The sequence below is a fragment of the Terriglobia bacterium genome (assembly GCA_020073185.1).
GTDB lineage: Bacteria > Acidobacteriota > Terriglobia > Terriglobales > Acidobacteriaceae > JAIQGF01.
Map to the genome: position 1 here is coordinate 1 of JAIQFT010000014.1, position 18,084 is coordinate 18,084.

14 protein-coding genes are annotated in these 18,084 nt (G+C 60.0%); 7 read left to right on the plus strand and 7 right to left on the minus strand.

What is annotated here, in order from left to right:
• The first annotated feature begins 909 nt into the window (after positions 1–909).
• The 7 genes from LAN64_06995 (at position 910) to LAN64_07025 (ending at position 9,091) form a co-directional block, all read left to right on the plus strand.
• Positions 910–1,296 (plus strand): hypothetical protein, encoded by a 387-nt coding sequence (locus tag LAN64_06995; GenBank protein ID MBZ5567583.1) that lies wholly within the window; start codon positions 910–912, stop codon positions 1,294–1,296.
• A 355-nt stretch (positions 1,297–1,651) separates the two neighbouring features.
• On the plus strand, positions 1,652–3,232 hold the full coding sequence (gene xrtW / locus LAN64_07000) for an exosortase W (protein ID MBZ5567584.1): 1,581 nt from the start codon (positions 1,652–1,654) through the stop codon (positions 3,230–3,232).
• A 241-nt stretch (positions 3,233–3,473) separates the two neighbouring features.
• Positions 3,474–4,214: an RraA family protein gene (locus LAN64_07005; GenBank protein MBZ5567585.1), complete on the plus strand. Its 741-nt coding sequence runs from the start codon at positions 3,474–3,476 to the stop codon at positions 4,212–4,214.
• Positions 4,215–4,281: 67 nt separating this feature from the next.
• Positions 4,282–5,400, plus strand: coding sequence for a hypothetical protein (locus tag LAN64_07010; GenBank protein ID MBZ5567586.1), 1,119 nt, complete (start codon positions 4,282–4,284; stop codon positions 5,398–5,400).
• 25 nt (positions 5,401–5,425) lie between these two features.
• Positions 5,426–6,706, plus strand: coding sequence for an ATP-grasp domain-containing protein (locus LAN64_07015; GenBank protein MBZ5567587.1), 1,281 nt, complete (start codon positions 5,426–5,428; stop codon positions 6,704–6,706).
• 20 nt (positions 6,707–6,726) lie between these two features.
• Positions 6,727–7,629 carry a DUF1932 domain-containing protein gene (locus LAN64_07020; protein ID MBZ5567588.1) on the plus strand — a complete coding sequence of 301 codons (903 nt, stop codon included), beginning with the start codon at positions 6,727–6,729 and terminating at the stop codon, positions 7,627–7,629.
• Positions 7,630–7,765: 136 nt separating this feature from the next.
• Positions 7,766–9,091, plus strand: coding sequence for a glycosyltransferase family 4 protein (locus tag LAN64_07025; protein ID MBZ5567589.1), 1,326 nt, complete (start codon positions 7,766–7,768; stop codon positions 9,089–9,091).
• Between the two features lie 31 nt (positions 9,092–9,122).
• On the opposite strand, the gene LAN64_07030 is transcribed toward LAN64_07025, so the two are convergent.
• The 7 genes from LAN64_07030 to LAN64_07060 form a co-directional block, all read right to left on the minus strand.
• Positions 9,123–10,286: a glycosyltransferase family 4 protein gene (locus LAN64_07030; GenBank protein MBZ5567590.1), complete on the minus strand. Its 1,164-nt coding sequence runs from the start codon at positions 10,284–10,286 to the stop codon at positions 9,123–9,125.
• The gene (locus LAN64_07035) at positions 10,283–11,440 is read right to left on the minus strand and encodes a glycosyltransferase (protein ID MBZ5567591.1); all 1,158 of its coding nucleotides are present in this window, start codon (positions 11,438–11,440) and stop codon (positions 10,283–10,285) included. Before LAN64_07035 ends, LAN64_07030 begins: the two co-directional genes overlap by 4 nt.
• A gap of 10 nt (positions 11,441–11,450) precedes the next feature.
• Positions 11,451–12,527: a polysaccharide deacetylase family protein gene (locus LAN64_07040; protein ID MBZ5567592.1), complete on the minus strand. Its 1,077-nt coding sequence runs from the start codon at positions 12,525–12,527 to the stop codon at positions 11,451–11,453.
• 2 nt (positions 12,528–12,529) lie between these two features.
• Positions 12,530–13,699 (minus strand): GNAT family N-acetyltransferase, encoded by a 1,170-nt coding sequence (locus LAN64_07045; protein ID MBZ5567593.1) that lies wholly within the window; start codon positions 13,697–13,699, stop codon positions 12,530–12,532.
• 97 nt (positions 13,700–13,796) lie between these two features.
• Positions 13,797–14,846 carry a glycosyltransferase gene (locus LAN64_07050; GenBank protein MBZ5567594.1) on the minus strand — a complete coding sequence of 350 codons (1,050 nt, stop codon included), beginning with the start codon at positions 14,844–14,846 and terminating at the stop codon, positions 13,797–13,799.
• Positions 14,847–14,855: 9 nt separating this feature from the next.
• Positions 14,856–16,160, minus strand: coding sequence for a GNAT family N-acetyltransferase (locus LAN64_07055; protein ID MBZ5567595.1), 1,305 nt, complete (start codon positions 16,158–16,160; stop codon positions 14,856–14,858).
• A gap of 418 nt (positions 16,161–16,578) precedes the next feature.
• Positions 16,579–18,039, minus strand: coding sequence for a PIG-L family deacetylase (locus tag LAN64_07060; GenBank protein ID MBZ5567596.1), 1,461 nt, complete (start codon positions 18,037–18,039; stop codon positions 16,579–16,581).
• Positions 18,040–18,084: the final 45 nt, after the last annotated feature.

Genomic DNA, 18,084 nt, shown 5'->3' on the forward strand with positions numbered 1-18,084 from the left:
GTTGGCCGGCCGATATGGTCCAGGAATAGGGTGACGTACCCCCAGTAGCCTGCAGCGTTGCCGTGTAGTTCGAGCCTAGCAGTGCGGCGGGGAGCGACGTGGTCGAGATCACGACGGCAGCCGGCACAGCACTATTCTGGGCTGCCGGCGCATTGGCGCCGACGCTACCGCCGCAACCAGTCAAGATGAACAGGGCAGATAGTATTGGAAGAGCAAGGAGGGCGGCAACACAGAAAAACGCCCGATTTCGCATGGGACCACCATCTTTCATGAAACTGCAGCTACGGCACGTACGCAGAAAAGATGGGCGCGTTTCGTTGCCAGCAGTTGCAAGGACTGTAGGACGAAGGTTTACTTCCAGGCGGATAGCGGTTCGTTTGTCTTTGCAAAATAACATGGCAGCTCCGATAGCAAATTCTTCTTGCCGGAGACTCATTGCACGAATAGTCGGCCTTCGGCAGCGTGAATCAATGGAGGGAGTATCTGGCTGCTGCATCAATTGGCAAATATCACCGAAGACGAAAAGGGATGGAAAACGGCGGCGGTCTTAAGTAACGGCGCAATGGTAATCAAAAGCTGATTCGCTGAAGCCGTACGAAAGGACATGTCCGACAGCCTGTCCTTCGCCAAAAGCAGCTCGCATCGGCGGCGGACCGAGTTGCGCTGACGGCGGTAATCAGCCGGACTTGCGGATGAATCGTTCTTCGCTCCGGCAAAGGTCGCGAACACGCAAGCCTATTCGGTGCTTACCCCTACTGGTTACGCATCGGCTAAGGTCGATTACCAGAGTAATTGGAGGTTTTCGACTAATGCTTATAGAGTGCACTCGTAGACGGCCCCAACCTCTATCGATGCGCACAACCCGTACCCGAAGCCAAGTCTTGTGGGTTTCGAATTGAGGCAAAAACTATGAGCATTCGAGAATGGGCAAATTCCACGGCGGACTACAGTCGAAAACTGCTGCATAGCGGGCGCGAGGGAGCGGCACGGGGCCGCGAATCGTTCCTGCACGGAACACGACTGGGATCTTACCTCCACGACTCGGCTCGCGAGGCATTGCAACCGGCTGCGCTTGGCGCCTGCATCGGTGTGTTGGGCCGCTCTTCCGAAAGGCAACATGGTTCGACGCGCCAGAGGTTCATCCGCGGCTTTCTCGGCGGTGTGATCGGCTTTAGTGCGGGCGTGCTTTGGCAGACCCGGCGCCTGGCTGCGAGCGTCGCTGCGGGTGCGCTGAAAGACATCAGCCGAGCACGCGATGACCATTGGCTGGAAAGGAATCCGATCGACTACGCATAAGACAACGTTGGGTTGATCCGCGACAACAGGAACTGTACCGCCAGCTTGCGAATGTTCTAGCGCAGGGACCCGCTCAATAGAGCTTCGCAGCATGGATCGACGAGCGCTTGGGCAGACGACAATCGGGTAACGATGCGTAAAGCGTGCCAGCAAATCCCGCCTCCGACAGCAGCCGGCGATCTCCTGCTCGGGTGTAGGTATGAGTCCGCTAGGGGCGCTGCCGAGTGGGGACGACCGTCAGTGTTGACGATCTCCCGGACATACTCTATTGTTCAGGCCTAGGGCGTCAAAAGAAGAGTTAGCCGGTGCAGAAAACCTGCATCGCGACCACGGGGCAGGGTATCGGGGAACCCGAATGGCTGATACGTTCGCAGCTGGAGAACTCCAATCCGTGGTTGCGCCAAAATCTCAGGCTGGCAAGCTACAGTTCGCCCTTGGTCTCGGAGTGCTGATTGCCCTGCTCGCGTTCGTCTACTATCCCACTTTTAAATGGCTGGTTACGGAGATCTGGTGGCTGGATAAGGAGTATTCTCACGGCTTCCTTGTCCCGTTCATTGTCGCTTACCTGATATGGATCCGGCGCGGCTATCTGGCTAGTTTGCCGACACGTCCGGCGCCGGTAGCCGGGAGCTTGGTCTTGCTTTTTAGCGCCGGCCTCCTTTTGGGCGGACGCGCCGGCGGCTTCCGCCAGGCGGAAGGATTTTCCTTCCTGTTTGTGCTCCCAGGGCTGGTTCTGTTCTTGTGGGGCTGGACCCACCTCAAAGCCCTCGCCTTGCCTCTGGCCTACGTGCAGTTCATGGTGCCGTGGATGGAGGATTTCATTGACCGCGTGCATTGGCCTTTCCAGTTGCTGTCAGCCGAGATTGGGGTCGGTGTTCTGCGCGTCTTCGGTTACCCGGTGTTTCACACCGGCAAGTACATAACACTGCCGGCCATCACACTTGAAGTGGCCCGCGAATGCAGCGGCCTGCGTTTCCTGATGTCGATTATTGCCCTGGGCATACCGCTCGTGTACCTGACTCAGCGGAGTTGGAAGCGGGCCATCACGGTAATCCTCTCCGCGATTGCGATCGCGATTATAGCCAACGGGTTGCGCGTCGCACTGGTAGGTATGAGCGCGACCCGCTACGGGGAGTCGATGTTGCACGGTCCGTGGCACGTCTTTCAAGGCTGGTTCGTGTCACAGGTGGGAATCGTAGTCCTGTTCATCTTCAATTGGCTGGCGACCAGGAAAAAAGGGGACGACAGACCCAGACTGTACGAGCGCGCCGCGAGGCGTGCCGACGGTCGGAGCGAACCGTGGTTCCGGCATCTGATGGTCGCCGTCGTCTTCCTGGTCGTGTTTGGTTCTTGGCTTAACTACTATGCTGTGAGTGTCCCGGTGCCCTTGAAGCGCTCGTTCACGTATTTTCCCGCCGAGATCGGCGGCTGGCGTGGTGGCGCCGTTCATTGGTTTGCTGGAGAGGACGCCTATCCTGGCACCGCTAGTGAACTGAGTCGCGTGTACCGCAACGCAGAGGGTAAAGCAGTCTATCTGTACGTCGGCTACTTCGACGCACAACGGCCCGGGAAAGCGATGATCAATGGCCGCGCAAATAACCCGTTGCGCGGGTCCGCAACCCAGTTATCGTTCAAGGTTGATGCCGCCACTCGTGATGCCATAGGCCTCAGCGACGTAAACGTATCAATTCCGATCTTGGGCGACACGCCGTATGCCGCCGTGTACTGGTATCGTTTCCCGTCCGGCGCGGTAAAAGGCCGCTACCAGGCGAAGTTGACCGGGCTGATGAATGCGGTGCTGCACAGGCATGACAATGCCGCCGTGATTGTTATCGCGGAACCACTGCCCCGCGATGTGGCCTCAGAGGCTGCCGTCGCTGATCTGCTCGCCTTCGCACGTGCCGCCACCCCCGTTGTTCGCGACTATATTCCCTAATACGAAGTGCAATGCCTTTCGCCGGACGCCTGCGTGGGCCCCGTTCAGATTCTCCCATCGAATTCCTTTCCCTCTGTGACTGAAGTAATCTCCACGTTAGTGGAGGGTCCGTGCTACTCTCCCGACAGTAGTGGGTTTTCACCTCTGACGAGCGCCCTTGCGCTGCTCGAATCAGTGTCCGAGATGTGAACATAGAGTTGCAGCCAGAGCAGGAGTATCTTGAATTAGCAATGGTGCGGCAATGACAGCGACGAAACCGAAATCGGCAGAGATGTTTCCTGGGCCGGGCTTTCGCGTAAAGCCGGACTTTGACCGCCTCGACAGCGGGTTCATGCAACAGTTTGCGGACTTCGCTACCCCGGATATCTCCGATCTGCTCAACCGCCTGTATGCGGTTGATCCGTCGATTAAGTGTCTCACCGGCGCGCACCACCGGCTGTGCGGACCGGCGTGTACGGTGAAGGTATTTCCGGGCGACAACCTGATGGTGCACAAAGCGCTCGATGTGGCCAAACCGGGGGACATCGTTGTAGTCGATGCGCATGGCTCGTCGATGAACGCGGTATTGGGCGACCTGATCTCGACTAAGGCAAAACACCGCAAGATCGCGGGTTTCGTGGTGGACGGATTCATCCGCGACCTGCCCGACATTCAGCAGCTGGATTGGCCTGTTTTCGCCCGTGGGGCGACACCCATCGGACCTCTGCACCGCGGCCCTGGCGAGATCAACTACCCCATCTGCTGTGGTGGAGTGGTGGTCCACCCTGGCGATATGATCGTGGGCGACGGCGCCGGCGTAGTCGTCATCCCGCAGGAAATTGCAGGCGATTTGCTGCAGCGGCTGCGCCATCAAAAGGCCAGCATGGCAGCCTACCTGGCGGGAGTCAAACGCGGCGATTTCTCCAACGATTGGGTAGACAGGGTCCTGCAGGAAGCTGGGTTCACCGTCGGCGCGGCATCCGCCAAGGCACAAGGCAGTTAGCGCACCACGAACCGTCAGCCAAGCTGGCAATGCGTAGCCCTGACGATGAGTTCCGAAGAGAGAAGCTGTGGCGTCTCTTAATTACTGGCGATATCCCGGCCTGCTCAGAGTTCTACGTCGCGCCTATCGTGCGCGGGTCTGGTATCGGGAGCGGCAGCCCGCGCTGCATCGGGCATGGGAACATCGATCTAACTTTTACGAGCAAGTGTGGCGGGAGGCTGCCAGCCAGCTGGGCGCCAGCGTCACCCCTCTGGGCAATGACATCCTGGAAATCCGCTGCGGCGAAGCCTGCACCCGGGTGCGGCGGAACTCCACTCCCATTGACGATCCGGTCACCCTGGCAGTTGCGCTCTACAAGCCGCTGGTGCACCGTCTTCTCGCCCAACGGGGGCTGAGAGTTCCCACTCACCTTGAGTTCACCCTTCCTGACGTTGCCAAAGCGATCACCCTGCTGGAAAGCAACGGAGGGGAATGGGTAGTCAAACCGGCCGGCAGCAGCGCCGGGTCGGGAGTCACTACCGGGATAAACACTGGTTCCGACTTGGCCCGCGCCGCCGCCGCCGCCGCTGCTTACGGTTCCAGCCTGCTGCTGGAACAGCAGGTGGCAGGGGATGTTTTCCGGCTGCTCTACCTGGAAGGTAAGTTGCTTGATGCCATTTTGCGCAAACCTCCGACGGTAGTCGCCGACGGCAGGTCCACGCTTCGCAAGCTCGTGTCCCTGGAGAACGAAGCCCGGCTAAGAGCGGGTACCAACAATGCCGAGGCGCTGATCTCTCTCGATCTGGATGTTAGTCAAACTCTCCAGAAGCAGGGGTTCTCGCTCTCTTCGGTGCCCAAAGAAGGAACGGCAGTCAAGCTCAAGACGGTCATCAACGAGAACTCGGGAAGTGAAAATGTTCCCGCGCTGAACCTGTTGTGCGAATCCATCATCGAAGACGGCGCGGCGGCGGTCTCGGCGGTGGGAGCGCGGTTGGCCGGCGTAGATGTGGTTACGCCGGATGCGGGCATGTCGTTGGCGAGATCCGGAGGAGTCATTCTGGAAGTCAATACTCCCCCCGGCTACCAGTACCACTATCACCGGCAGGGCGGCAGGTCCGCGATCGCCGTGCCCATCTTGGAACACCTTCTCCGCATCGGTCAAAACGACGAACATTTCGCGTCGGAAAGGGTTAATCTCAAGCCTTGAATAAAACGCCCGGGGCTTAACCACGATGAGCAGCGTCCAGCAGAGACCGTTGCGTCCGCCCGCCATCATTCTTGGCGGCGCCGGCAACGCCCTCTCGGTCGCACGGAGCCTGAGTAGCGCCGGCATCGAGGTGTACGCAATCAACCATCCGCAAGCGGTGGTTAGGCATTCCCGCTTGTGCAAGTGGATCGACCTGCCCAAGACCGCCGGTGATGACGTAGAGGCTTGGACCGCGTACCTGGTGGGGAGAGAGTCCGATCACCTGCGAGGGGCGGTCCTGCTGACCGCTAGCGATGAGGGAATCGAACTCATTGCCAAGCACCGGCGGCAACTCACCGAGAAGTTCACGCTCGATGTATCCGATCCGGAAGCGCAGCTTTGCATGCTGAATAAGCTCTCCACCTACCGGGCCGCGCAGGCAGCGGGCGTGCCGACTCCGAAGTTCTGGGTCGCTGACAGCCGAGCGCAGATCGAGCAATTAAGGGGCGACTTGACCTTTCCCTTGATTGTGAAACCGCTGTTCAGCCACAAGGCTCAGAAAGTTGGGGATAAGCTCGTGCGCGTCGAGGAGTTCGACGAGCTGATCCATGCCTTTGAGTCCATGCAGCAGGCAGGCATCCGCACGTTCCTGGTGGAAGTAATCCCTGGGCTCGATGACAAGTTGTGCAGTTACTACACTTATCTCGATGAGAACGGCGAGAGCGTGTTCGATTTCACGAAGCGGATCATTCGAAGATATCCGCTCAACGTGGGACTGGGTTGCTACCACGTGACTGATCGGGTGCCCCAGGTCAAGGAACTGTCGCTGAGGCTGCTGCGGCAGGTTGGGCTGCGTGGAATCGCCAACGTCGAATTCAAGCTCGACGAAAGGGATGGTCAACTGAAGTTGATAGAGTGCAACGCCCGGTTCACGGCCGCGGATTGCCTGGTCGCCGCCGCCGGCGTGAATATCTCCTTATATGTTTACAATCGGTTGACTGGCCAGGCGCAGCCGCCCCCGCAGGATTACCGCGTCGGACTAAGGCTGTGGTACCCGATCGACGATTTTCGGGCCTACCGGCAACTGCACGGAATGGGGCTGCTGAGTTTCCGCAGTTGGATAGGCAGCATCCTGCACCCGCAGACTTTCCCGTTTTTCCGCTGGTATGATCCTCTGCCTGCTATCGTCAAAGGGGGCCGCTTCGTCGGAGACTATTTGTATCGTCATCTCGGTCTGGCGAAACTTACAGCGCAGCGAGATCCAGGTTCTGTCCGCTGCGAGGCCCCCTGCGAGGCCGCGGAAATCCGACGGCACGCGAAGCGGTAAGCCCGCCGGTGGCCAATATCATGACTGAACCAACGATAGGCATTCTGTATCCGGGCGAAATGGGTAGCAGCTTCGGGAAACTACTGGCCGAAAGCGGCTTTCCTGTGGTCACGACCACCCAGGGCAGGAGCGCCCGCACGCAGAGCCTTTGTCACGAGGCGGGCATGACGGTGCTTGCTTCGATTCCTGAAGTGCTCCATCGTTCGGCTATCGTGATCTCCCTGGTCACCCCTGCCGCTGCGCTGGAGGTAGCCCGGCAGGTGTCTGCTCAGGTGCCAAGTTCGTCCAGACGGCTGATCTACGTTGATGCGAACTCCATTTCCCCCAGCACTGCGCTTCAGATCGCGGGGGTGCTGGGGTCCGGCCCCGTTGACTTCGTGGACGCGTCCATTCTCGGCCTGGCGTCCCTGCTGCGGCAGCGCGGCAGGCTGTATTTGAGCGGATCGCGCGCGTCGGAAGTCTCCAACGTTTTTAGTCGGTTCATGCGGGTCAAGATCACCGGCGAAGCGCCCGGGCAAGCCTCCGCTTTCAAGATGATCATCGCAGGAATACCTAAAGGACTGGTCGGCTTGTTCGTGGAAACCATGCTGTTCGCCCGCGACATGGGCCTGCTTCGCGAGGCCCTGGAAGCGTGCAATGAGCTTTATTGCGGGGTAATGGAGGTCGCGCAGCGGATGCTGCCAACCTACCCGCAGCACGCTGCGAGACGGAGCGAAGAACTGCGCGAGATCGAAGCCACAATGTTGCTGAATGGTTCCACCCCACGGATCCTGCGCGCGGTATTGGAAGTGACTGCGGACTTGGCCAAGGTGGATTGGGTAAAAGGGCGAGAACCGGCGCAGGGTACAGTTGCCGAAATCCTCGAAGAGATTCATCGCAGCCGGACCCGCGCCTCGAGCGCGGAGAGCGCTACGCGCCTCTGACTGTTTCCGTGCGAATACATCTGGCCCGGTCGATGTGCAGGGTAGTACACTGCGGAAGTTCCCCCTCAAATCTGTGAAGCTGATTGGGACGGATTCTGAGCACGCCCTGTTCTCCGGAGTTTCGCGGGATCGGTCAATGAAGCAGCGGGACGAATCCGAGCGCGAAAAAGTGCCCGCGGCGGTCCCCAGAGGGGAACCGAGCAATTGCCCCGGCGCGGCTCCGCCGGTCTGCGACCACCCCCCTATCAGGCTTCTCATCGTCGAGAGCGGGCGTGGCGCCGGCGGCTCCACCATGTCTCTTTACTACCTGCTCAAGGCCCTAGACCGGACCCGGTTCGATCCGCTGGTCGCGTTCTATTTCGCCAATGACGGGCCTGACACGGAGCGGCTCAGGCTGGCTGCCCCGATTGCGTTTCTTTCGACCAGAACTGCTCGCGCCGAATCGAAGTTGCTGAGGAGGTTATTCCCTTCTCTGTTGATTCGAGGCGTCCGGAAGCTCATTGTCAGACCTTGGAACATGCTGGCGTCCGGCGTGGCGGCACTGTGGCGATTGCTGCGATTGATGCGGACAAAGTCCATTCAGTTGGTATTGCTGAACAACGATGTTCACTACCACGTCCCGGCAGTGCTGGCCGCGAAGCTGAGTGGCGTCCCATGCGTCTGCCGCAAGGCGGGTGGCATCGGCGAGGGAAGGCATGTCAAGCGATGGATCACGCCGTGGGTAAACCTCTTCATCAGCATTTCCCTGGCAACCCACCTAGACCAGATCGCTAACAACCCTGGCACACGGAAGGTGACGACCGTCTTTACCGGGATCGACCTCGACAGATTTGCCGCCAGAGCGCGCCCCGAACTGCGCGCCGAACTCGGACTGCCCCCGGGCAAGAAAGTCGTCGCCAGTCTGGCCCGCCTCACTCCCGGCAGAGGGCAACAGGAACTGCTGCACGCCGCCCCGCGAATCGTGCAGGGCCACGAAAATGTGGTCTTCCTGTTTGTGGGAAGTGAATCGCCGAGCGCTGTCTCCTACCTCAGTTCGCTGCGAGCCGAAGCAGACCGCATGGGCATTGGCGACAAGGTGATCTTTCCCGGCTGGCGTACCGACGTGCCCGACATTCTTGCGCTGGTCGATGTTGTGGTGCAGTGTCCGAACACGATCATCGAGGGTCTTTCAGTCGTGGTGCTGGAAGCCATGGCAGCGGGCAAGCCGGTTGTAGTCACTGACAGTGGAGGACTGCCGGACGCAGTACATAGTGGCCGGACCGGGTTTGTCGTTCCGCGTGGCGACGCCAGCAAACTGGCTGAGGCAGTGCTGAGTATTCTGCAGGATGAGGCGCTCGCTCAACGCATGGGAGCGGCAGGCCGGCAGCGGGTTGAGGCTGACTTCAACAATGTCAGGAACGTGAAGAAAGTCGAGAAGCTGCTGGAGCAGTGTGTGACGGAAGCCTCGGGCGGTCATCGATAGCTTCGGCGGCTACAGCAATTCCTAAACTGCACTAGCCGCGAGGTTGCGACAATCTCGCCAAATTCGTGCGCTTGCCGGCCGCGTCCAAATAGACTTCACGGGTACGTCGCGCCACGGCGGCAGGATGGAAGCGGTCCAGTGCGATGCGGCGGGAGCAGGCTTCCATGGCAGATCGCAGGCCATCGTCCCGCAACAACTGTCCTAGGCGGCACGCAATATCATCCGGATCGTTCGGGTCTACCAGGAATCCACTTTCACCATGACGCACCATGTAGGGCATGCCGCATCGGTTGGAGGCGACCACGGAAATTCCGGCTGCCATGGCCTCCTCGATTCCCATGGGAGAATTTTCCTCCAGAGACACCAGCGCAAAAACGCTGGCCTGCGCCAGTTCTTGCGAGACCTGCTCCACGCCAAGCGAACCCAATAGCGAGACCCGATCCGCCAGACCGAGGGCGCGTATTTTCTCCTGCACCGCGGCGCCATACTCCGGATGGGTAATCTTGCCGGCGAGGCGTAACTCGGCATCCACCCCCGCGGCCACAAGCCGGGAAAACGCCTCGACCAGGACGAGAGTGTTCTTTCTGGGACAGATCAAGGCGGCACTAAAGATCACGCCTCGACGCTCGCACCGGGGGATCTCGAAGAACCGCTCGCCCACGGCATTGTCAATGTCGTGGATAACGCCGCTTGCGATACCGGCCAGCCGTTCCCGCACGTACGGGCTGATGGAGATGATATGCGGCTGGTCAGCCCAGGCCGAGGTTTCCACCCACCGCCAAATCCGCGACCGCAACCAAGGCCAGCGTTGGCCGGAAACAAGCGTGTCTCCATAAATGAAGCCGTGGATGGTAAACACGCGCGGAATGGGCAGGCCTTTGACCATGATCCCATAGGTATCGTGGGCATGGACCACGTCGGGAGCAAGGCGCTGGACGTACTGCGAGATCTGGGCCCGATCTGGCCCCGTGGCGCCGCCCAGCATGGTCCGCCCCAGTTGCGGCAACCGGTGCATGTTGATTTTTCCGAGGACCGAACGGTTTGTCTCGGAACAGGCAGGATCGATGGTCACAACGTGCAGTTCCAAGTCGTCAAACTCCGCCAAGGCTCGGACCAGGTTCACGCTGACGGTCTCAACCCCTCCGTGCGGAGCATTAGGATCGCTGGGAAACTGCGTGACCACGGCAACCCTCATGCCTGCACCTCATCCATGACAGCGCTTTGCCCTCTCATCACCCGCAGGAAGAGCTGCTCGAAGCGCAGCATGGCGGCGTCGGGGGCGTGATTTTCCACGTAGTACTGACGTGCGTTGTGCGACTGCGTGCGCCACAGGTCGGGAGAATTCAGCAGCGTGGCGATGCCCTTAAACAGGTTTTCCTTGTCCGGGGCGGCCATGCCCAGCCCGCGGGAGGCAATCAGATCATCAGGATCAATCGTCGACACCACCGGGACGCCGTAGCTCCAAGCCTCCAGAAAGGTATTGGGGAATCCCTCGAAGGCCGAAGTGCAGCACAGCAGAGCAGCCCGGCCATACAACTCCGACATTCGGTCACGCGGCACACTGCCGTGCACAATTACATTGGGTAGGCTGCGTGCCCGGGCCAGGATCGCCTGCGAGTAGGCATTCTCGCAGTCGGGTTTCCCGGCGATTTCGAAGGTAACATCGGGCAAGGCGGCGGCCAGATCCAGCAGCACTTCCAGCCGCTTGACTTCAGCAATTCTGCCCACCCAAAGAACGCGTCGCGAACCACCGCGTGGCGGGGCAGCCGCCGGACACTCATCCGCCGTGGCGCCCGCGCAGGGCATGGGGAGCACAATCGCGCCCAGGCCGAAGCCCTGCCTCAGCATGTGCCGCTGCTTGTTGGTCTGCACGATGATGCGGTCGGCGTGGCGGATGCCGTAGCGATAAAAAAGACGGTCCTTAACCTTGGGCATGTCCGGCAAGGCGGGATCACACTCCGGATCGCTGGCCGAGGAATAAACGAATTTCCGGCCGTTCTGGCGGCACCAGAGCGCCACCTGCCCGGTGACGTACTCGGCGCAGTTGTGGTAGTACAGCGCTGCGTCGGCGCGCTTCAGCGCCGCATTCAGGCTGCTCCAGCGAGGGTGGAAAAACCTCAGCCCGGGCAGTCCAGCGTCGCTGCGGCACATCTTGATGACGCGCACGCCATCGATCTTGACTTCGTCGTCCTGCCCCTCATCCCAGGTCAACAGGGAAACCTGGTGGCCGCGCGCCGCCAGCCAGCGCGCCATGAAGCTGGTCTGCCGTTCCACGCCGCCAAAATGTCCACTGTGGCCGCCATTAATGCTGCCGAAAGCGAAATGGGCGACGATGCTGATCCCTTCCATAGCAGCTCCGCTAGGTGTTGCCCCGGTTCAGCAAGGCTAACAAGGATTGCTTGGCGCGGGCGATAGCGGCTGTGATGCCGCTGACAACGGCGAGCAACTCGGTTTCGCTCCCCGCTAGCGGTAGCGCGATGCGCTGCAGAGTCATGGGGTCGGCCCCTGTGCGGTTCGTGCCCTCGTTGACGGTGACGGCTGCCATATACCCGCATTCGCGGACGATCTCCACGGTGCGAGCATTGTAACTTCCATTGGGATAGGCCAGATACCGGCATGGGCGCTTGGTGTGCGCCTCGATCATCCGCTTAGAACGAAGAAGTTGGTCGCGCGCAACACCATCCTCCACCCGACCCAGGAGAACGTGATCCACGGTGTGGCTTTCAAAAGAGAGCCCGGTGCCGGCCAGAGCTTCGATCTCCTCCCAACTGAGCAGCGCCGTCCAGGGGTCGTCTTCGAAGACGTCAGCCAAGCGGCGTCCGCTCTCCGCCTCCAAGGTTGCGGCGATCTGTTCCAACTCTTCCCGCATCTCGCCGTCTTGCCGAACGACCGCCTTGGCGGCGTCGCGGAGGCGCTGGTAGGACTGGCGCAGTTCGTTCCGGCCGGAGGCGGAGATGCGAACTTTGTCGTTGCCGATCTGGAACTCGTGATCGTCATCGCCGGCATGCTGCAGGGCATAATCCAATCGATCAACCCAGAAGGGCTGTCGCCGTTGCACGTGGCCGGCGGTCACAAAGATGGTGGCGGGCACACCGAAGCGGCGCAGCACCGGCCAGGCTCCCGTGACATTGTTGCGATATCCATCGTCAAAGGTGACCACCAGAGAGTTCGGGTGGAAAGGCCGGTTACCGGCCAACATCTCCACCGCGTCGTCCAGGGAAACGAACTTGTAGTAGCGGGTGAGAAGCCGTAACCACTGCTCGAGCGTCTGCGGGTCCAATTGCGGCCGCAGCGGCGCCCAGCAAGCTTGCCCATTCGCGGGCGCTGCGGTGGCATGCAGCATGAGGATGGTAACGCGCTTGCGGTGCAGAAAACGCCACAGGTGGAAAAATCCCGTCCACCGCAAGAGCGCCTTGATGATAGCCCGTATACTCACACTCACTTTGTGCTCGAAGAATCTTCGTCGGCACGATCCGGGGGGTCGGCATTGCCCGGATCCCCGGCCCGCCCCAACACGCGGTAAAGAAATCTTTTCACCGCAGGGCGGAGCCTTGTTTTGTACCTAAGAAGGAAACGGCCGTAAGTATGCCTGCTGAAAATGAAACAATGTGCCGTGTGTCGTCCTTGTCTCGTCCAGTGCAGCTTATAATCCATTTCCGGACCCAGATCGAGCTCGGAGAACCCGCGCTGCCAACTGTCGTGCGCCATTTCGTTGAAAAGCAAATGGCCAGGAGAGTAGTGGAGATACTCCTCGGCACACCCGAGCTTCAGCGCGACCACGACTTTGCCAATCTGCAGAGAATATAAGATCGACAGCGTGCGCTCGCCAGCCTTGAGAAAGTGCAGGGACGAACATCGCCGTTTGGCAAAGGAGGCTGCGATTGCGCTATAAAAGTTTTTCGTCTCCGGCCTGCTGGAGATGGCGGTGCGCTGCCGGCCCTTCCACCCGGAACTCTCGATGGCAAATAGTTTCTCCATCTGTTCTGGGCCGGGTTCGTCGACTCTCTCAAACTGCAGAGATCCATGCAGTCCTTCCGCAGCCCTGCGTGCCAACCTCCGCAGGTCCTTGCGAAAGCGGCTATTGGCATCCCCCTGCCATGGATTCTGCTGTCCCGCAGCACCCGTCAATGCAATATGAAGCATACGTTGAGCGTTGTGCAGGGTGGGAAAGCCGCCGGCTTGTGCCAAGGTCAGCCACTGCTCCCCAGTGCCGGGATACGGCAGGGACGGAATTTCCAGTACATCCCAGCCCGGAAATCCCCGCAAGCAGTTCCACATCGAGGAGAGAACAGCATCGCCCTCCGGCCCGGGCATTCTCAAGATATCGAATCTGAAGGAGTGCGAATTGACGGCAGCACGGATTCGGCGCACGGGGAGGCCGTGAAACACAGCTCGATCCTGGATGAGCGGCAGCACCCCGAGCAGCCGGCCTCCGAGCCTTGCCGTCAGCAACCACACCCTGGAGCTTGGCTCAAAGCACCGGAGGTAGGCATCGATCCAGTCCGGATGACAGAATGGATGATCCGGCTGGGCTTCCTCCCAAAGCTGCAACCATTCGTCGGCCACAGCTTGAATGGCTGCCACACCAGAGCTTATCTGGGTAGCCATGTTCAAGCTCCTGGATAACGGTTCCGAGATCGTAAGCTGCACCTCGCTGACGTACGCTGCGTCCACAAGACTCCAAAGGGGTAGATTGTGCTGCCGGCTACCCGCCGGCTCCGATCCTGGTGCGAACGCCGGAGGCTCGTTCCAGGATCCGGTCCTTCGCCTTAAGTACCGACCGAATGGCGTTGCCGGAAAACAGCCATCCCGGAACCAGGGAAGCCGCCCGATATGCTAACGGCGCATCCTTGACCAGGCGAAGTTCGTCGCGTGCTTCGGCACGGCGGCCATCTCGCAGCATTGCCCTGGCCCGGATCAGGCGCTGAGTCCGAACAGCCTCCTCGAATAGTGCCGAGTGTTTGGAGAGAAAATCCCGGTCATGACCCCATACCCGGCTATAGATCGTCAGCCTCGTCGTAGCGCGATCGTAATCTTCGGCATCCGTGAGTCGCGGCCCTGAATGTCCATAATTCCAGGCAGTTTCGCAGTCCAGATACGCCCCCAAACCGACGCGGGCGACTCTGGCGAAACACTCCCAATCTTCATAGGTGGGCAAATCCTCGGCAAAGCGCAACGCCTCCGCCGCCGATTCACGCCGCACCAACACGGTGATTGTGCAAACGCAACCTTCCTTCACCAGGGAAAGATAGAAGTCCCCGATGTGAACCGAGAAGTCAGGAACGTCTTTGGGCAAAGGGGCCAAGGACGAATACCCAACGCCCGGGCCGAATAGCTCATCCCAGGTGCACGGGCGAGAGAACCAGTTAGACAAATAGCGGCGTTTCTCCATTCCCTTGGCGCGCACGGCAAAATTGGAGCAGCAGAAGAGGACGTCGGGGCGGGCCTGCAGCAGCGCTCGTTCCAGGGTCAAAATGTGCGGCATCCACTCATCATCGGAATCCAGAAACGCGACCAGCGGATTGCGTGCCACGCTGATGCCGAAATTGCGGGCTGCTCCGGCGCCGCGATGAGGCACACGCTGGTAGCGAATGCGATCGCCATAGGCCGCCAAAGCGCGCTCGGTGTCGTCCGTGGAAGCATCATCGACAACGATGATTTCATCGCCAGGGGAAATAGCCCTCAACGCAGAGTCGACCGCCCTCGAAACCAAAGCCGCCCGGTTGTAGGTTGGGATAACGACACTCACTCCCAACGGATCCAATTAGGCCTCCTCGGTTGACGGTTGAGCATTCGTCTGGCGGCCCGCGCCGGCATCCCCGCCAACGCTGCCGGCTTGGACAATGAGGGGAGCATGCGAAGGACGCAGATAGCGCCCCGTCGGCCATATTCCTTTGTAGAATAGGGCGGCATTTTTCAGGCTCTTCTTGCCGATGAAAAAGTCCCAGCCATCGCGCTGCTGCGCCAGCCATCGACGCTTGTGCTCCGTCATCGCCCCCAGGAAGTCGTATCCCTTCACCCCATCCTCGATGCAGGCCTCGATGGACTTCGCCCGCAGCACATTGCCCGCGCCTTTGACATAAGCCGGGTCAAAGCCCTCCTGCAACTGCAGGAAGTTGCCGCGATACACGTATCCAATCTGCACGGCTTTGAACTCGCCGTTCTCCTGCAAGCCGTAGATCCGCAACCAACCCTTCTCGAGCGCACGCGGGGCAAAGCAGCGGTAGAACGCGGCCTCGCTGGGCTTACGGCGGAAAGTGCCCTCTTGCCCCTCTCCTTTCCAGCGGCGGTAATGAAGGTCGAACAGCGCGTCCAGGTACCGCGGTACCTGATCGGCAGTTTCACAGCGCGAGATCGTCACGCCCGGCCGCTGCATCACTCGCTTCATGTCGGCGCGCATCTGCTGCCTTCGATTCTGCGAGAGGGCGCGAACATACAGGTTCCAGCTTTCGGGCAGATCGAAGCAGGCAAAATCGGCGGCTCGGGTATGGCAGTAGAACCCCTGCTTTTCGCATGCCCGCTGCAATCGCTCGCGAGCTCCCGTCCAACCGGAAACGGCCGGCATCCAGATGCAATCCCAAGGGCGCGACGAGGAAGCCAGCGCCGCAGCGATCGCATCCACAGCGGCATCTTCGCAATCGCGGCGCACAATCCAATCCGGGTACTCGGCTCCCGTCGCGTAGTCGGCCATTACCCGCAGAGTGCGGAAGGAAACGGTGCGGAGCAGACGGAGCTGGGCCAGGTAGAAGGCGGCCGCGCCCGCCAGCACTCCCTGCCCATCCCTGACGGTGATCACGAAAGGCTGAAACTTGTGGCCCGCCACCTCGATCCAGGAGCGGATCCAGTCCCAGGTTAGAAAGATGGTGTCGGCGCGCGAATGGGCTAGAAGTCCGTCCCATTCGGCCGCCAGCGAAAGAAAGGCAGGCCAATCCGCGATCAGTTCCGCCTTCATCCCAGTGGATTCATGAGCGCATGAAGACTGCGCGATCATACGGTTTTGTATCCCCTCATCCATGGTGACCACGGAAGGATGAAGTTCGGTGCTGGCGCCGCTGGCAGACAAAGTCATCCGCGCTCCCGACTCTCAGATTAATTGCCGAGTTACCTGTTTGCAGCAACCCGATAACGCAGGAGCAATCGGTCTTCCAATTTTACCCACGAGTTTGCGGCTTGTTTGCAACAACATACACGGTGTCATGTGCGGAATTCGAGGAATTGGTCGGACACAACCGCAAAACTTTGCACATTCCTCGGCCAACAGTTCCAAAACAGGGCGCTGGGAAATCATGAAAAACACCTTCCCGTAGCGTACTGTTTGTGCTGGATAAAAAATATCACAGTGGTGCAGCCTGACCAAGCCTCAAGGGTTCGTCAGAGATGTCCCGAATTGGCACCAGCAGGGGGGACGGCACGGTCCTCGGGCAGGCGTCTGCAGATTCGCCAGCTCAGCGTCCTGAAATCCTGTGCTGGTGCCGCGACCCGGCAAGCTAGCGAATGACACTTTCAATGATGGCGCCGATTTGCTCGTTCAATAGGCCACAGAAATCCGATAGCGTGGCGGCGAATATCACCATGCGAAAAGCAAACAGCGACTTGATGACCTTCTTATTCAATCCGTTACCATAGGCGCCCCACCACAGGATGAGGGTCGGGGTGCGGAAGCGAAACAGCTCGCGCAACATGACCCCGGCCCATCCCAAGATTCGTCCGTGGACGGCCTTGACCTTAACCCTCTCGCTGCCTCCGGCTTGGGCTGGCCAAGCCAGCTTGTCGGATGCGTAGACGAGGATTTCGGCGTTGGGCAGGGCCGCGGATAGCGATTCACTATCAATCTTCAATTCCCCGAGAGAACTCGGCGGCTCCGCCAAGACGACGGTGAGACGGCGGTACTCCTTCCGCTTCGCCATAAGCGCAAGCATGTCGGTCTGGAGCGCCGCCAAACGGGTCCAGCGCCGGCTCAAACGCGACTCCGGGGGAAGCCGCCGCACTCCCTCGACGCAGTGATAGGTTTCGGCCAACCTGCCCGCACCACCACCTTCGCGTTCAGCGATGTCGCGAACCTTGGATTCCATGTAAGAGAGTTTGAATTGCGAGGCATAAACGGACATCAGCCGCAGCTTCTCTTGGAACACGTCCGTAATGTCTTCCTGGCCATCAACCAGACGCGTGCCACAGTCGGTCAGGGCAGCACGAATTTGCTTTGCATGTTCGACATCGGCAGCGTAGGGGAGTTCCTCATACATGGCCACTGGAACATTGGGAAACCGGTCACGAGCCTGGGCGAGCATCAGAAGACACGCGCTCCGGGTAGTGCGATGGTCGACGTGGTCGCCCAGCCCCATCGGCATCCAGATCTCGTCCGGCGCCAGACGGCTCAGAAGCTGGGTTAGCTGCTCCGCGATCCGCGTTACATCTTCCGGATTTGGGAACAAGTCGATGAACGAATGGGGGGCCCTGCTGAACTCTTCCACCATGGCAGGAGACCATTGCTCGGGCGGGCAGTGACGAAGTGGAGCATCGGTCCAATCGAGAGAACGATGCTCCGCCCCAACCAGCCTGGCTGCCAGCGCCGATTCCCGTTCCCGCAGGCGGGTAATCTCGTCAATGTCCAGAAAATTCCGCTTCAAAAGCAAGTAGGTAGTGAAGTTGCTCCATTTAACCAGCGACAGGATTGTGATCCGGCATTGTCCCCGGCGGTGAAGGAGGCGACCTCCGACGCTGATCACAGCGTCATCCATGTGCGGCTCGATGACGACGAGGTGCGGCTGGCGAGGCGCCGCAAGCGGAGGGATCAGCTCCAGGATTGCCGCTTCATGCCACTTCAAAAGGCGCTCTCTGGCGCCCGGGTAGAGCTGCTCCAACTCGGCCACTGTCTTGCGTCCGTCTACGCTCTCATAAAGAGGGACTTCCTCGGGCAACAACTCCAGAAGGGGGCGTCGGGAGATCATGAAGAAAAGCTCCCGGCCACGCCGTTGATTGTGCGGCCGGAGTTG

Excerpts from the sequence above, each read along its gene's own strand:
- LAN64_06995 (MBZ5567583.1), top strand. The coding sequence starts at position 910 with ATGAGCATTCGAGAATGGGCAAATTCCACGGCGGACTACAGTCGAAAA.
- xrtW (MBZ5567584.1), top strand. The coding sequence starts at position 1,652 with ATGGCTGATACGTTCGCAGCTGGAGAACTCCAATCCGTGGTTGCGCCA.
- LAN64_07005 (MBZ5567585.1), top strand. The coding sequence starts at position 3,474 with ATGACAGCGACGAAACCGAAATCGGCAGAGATGTTTCCTGGGCCGGGC.
- LAN64_07015 (MBZ5567587.1), top strand. The coding sequence starts at position 5,426 with ATGAGCAGCGTCCAGCAGAGACCGTTGCGTCCGCCCGCCATCATTCTT.
- LAN64_07020 (MBZ5567588.1), top strand. The coding sequence starts at position 6,727 with ATGACTGAACCAACGATAGGCATTCTGTATCCGGGCGAAATGGGTAGC.
- LAN64_07025 (MBZ5567589.1), top strand. The coding sequence starts at position 7,766 with ATGAAGCAGCGGGACGAATCCGAGCGCGAAAAAGTGCCCGCGGCGGTC.
- LAN64_07030 (MBZ5567590.1), bottom strand. The coding sequence starts at position 10,286 with ATGAGGGTTGCCGTGGTCACGCAGTTTCCCAGCGATCCTAATGCTCCG.
- LAN64_07035 (MBZ5567591.1), bottom strand. The coding sequence starts at position 11,440 with ATGGAAGGGATCAGCATCGTCGCCCATTTCGCTTTCGGCAGCATTAAT.
- LAN64_07045 (MBZ5567593.1), bottom strand. The coding sequence starts at position 13,699 with ATGGCTACCCAGATAAGCTCTGGTGTGGCAGCCATTCAAGCTGTGGCC.
- LAN64_07055 (MBZ5567595.1), bottom strand. The coding sequence starts at position 16,160 with ATGACTTTGTCTGCCAGCGGCGCCAGCACCGAACTTCATCCTTCCGTG.
- LAN64_07060 (MBZ5567596.1), bottom strand. The coding sequence starts at position 18,039 with ATGATCTCCCGACGCCCCCTTCTGGAGTTGTTGCCCGAGGAAGTCCCT.